The following is a 1,628-nucleotide window of genomic DNA, read 5'->3' as shown; positions in this document are numbered from 1 at the left end:
TGCCCACGGTCTTCTCGAACTCGTCCTCGAAGCCATCTACTGCCGCCGAGATGTTGAACGTCCATTCGGTCTTGGCTCGCACGAAGTCCAGGGCCGCCTGCGCGTCGTCCTCGTCATGCTGGACGCCGTAGGGCAGCCGCACGGCCACGAAGTTCGCCTCGGTGCCCTCGGCCTCGAGTTCCTCGACCGCCAGCTGGGCCAGCCGCCCGGCCAGGGAGGAGTCCAGGCCGCCCGAGATGCCCAGGACGAAGCCCTTGGTGTGGGTGGCCGCCAAGTATTCCTTCAGGAACGTCACGCGTTTGCGCACCTCCCCGGCAGGGTCGATCCGGGGCTGCACGCCCATTTCCTCGATGATCTTCGCCTGGAGTTCACGCATGCCTCACAGCCTAGTCAGCGGTGTCAACAACGCTCAACTATTGCGTCCGGACCGGCGGCTGACGAGCGGATCCGGCGTCGAAATGGCTTCGGTTCCGGACGGCGGCTACGGTTTCGGACCGTTGCGACTTGGATCCCCGGTGCGCCGGTCCGAATTCGGCGCCCCTGTCCGGAACCGCCGCGAAAACCTCACCACCGGCCGACGCCTGCCCGGTCCTGACTGGGCACCGGGCCGGACGCCGGGCCTATTGAGCCTGCCGCACCGGACCGGTGGAGCCGCGGACCGTGAGATGGGTGGGCATCACGGACCGGCTTCGGGTGCCACCGCCGGCGAGCGGGTTCAGCTGGGCCAGCAGCATGGACACCGCCACGCGGCCGGCCTGCTCGATCGGGGAGGCCATGGTGGACAGCGGCGGATTGCAGAAGTCGGCGCCAAAGATGTCGTCGCAGCCCACAATGCTCATGTCCTGCGGGACGCGGATGCCGCGTTCGCGAAGGCGCTGGAGCATGCCGATGGCGATGAGGTCGTTGAACGCGAGGCAGGCGGTGACCCCGCTGTGGACGGCGGCGTCCGCGGCTGCCGCGCCGGACTGTGTCTTGGGGGCGAACGGACCGAGCCGGCGCACCTCCACGCCGCGTTCCTCGGCAGCCACGGACAGCGCGGTCCACCGCCGTTCGCTGGACTGCGACGTCGTCGGGCCGGCCACATAGGCCACCCGGGTGTGCCCCAGCGAGATCAGGTGGTCCAGCGCCTGGCTGGTGCCGGACGGGGTGTCGATCAGGACCGCGGGAACGCCGGGCACGTCACGGTTGATCGCGACCATGGGCATCTTCGCCGCCGCGTTCAGCAGAGCTTCGTCGCTGAGCCGGGATGCGGCAACGATGATGCCGTCAGCGCTCTTGCGCAGCTGCTCCACGGTGCTGGCCTCCACCTCGTCGGACTCTTCCGTGTCCACCAGCAACTGGGTGTACCCGGCCGCCTTGAGCTGGAGCTGGGTTCCCCTGATGAGGTCGAAGTAGAACGGGTTGGTGATATCCGGAACCAGGACTCCCACCGCGCCCGTGCGCCCGGAACTCAGCGCCTTCGCCTGGCTGTTGGGTGTGTAGTGCAGCCGGGCCGCGGCCGCCTCGATCCGCTGCCGTGTCCTGATGTTGACCCGGTCCGGCGTGGAGAGGGCACGGGAAACCGTGGAGGCCGCCACGCCGCAGAGCGCGGCGATGTCATGGATGGTGGCCGGGCGGTCCACTGCTGC

General features: G+C 68.9%; 1 protein-coding gene and 1 pseudogene. Both read right to left on the bottom strand.

Annotated elements, in window-relative coordinates; translation table 11 throughout:
* Positions 1-376, bottom strand: a pseudogene (locus LQV45_RS30830) (NAD(+) synthase); the annotation flags it as partial.
* A gap of 244 nt (positions 377-620) precedes the next feature.
* The coding region (locus tag LQV45_RS30825) for a LacI family DNA-binding transcriptional regulator (protein ID WP_374208344.1) at positions 621-1,628 on the bottom strand (1,008 nt) is incomplete at its 5' end.

The sequence above is a fragment of the Microbacterium sp. Bi128 genome (assembly GCF_918698205.1).
Note: the sequence above shows the minus strand (reverse complement) of the source record. Positions and strands in the feature narration are given on the sequence as shown.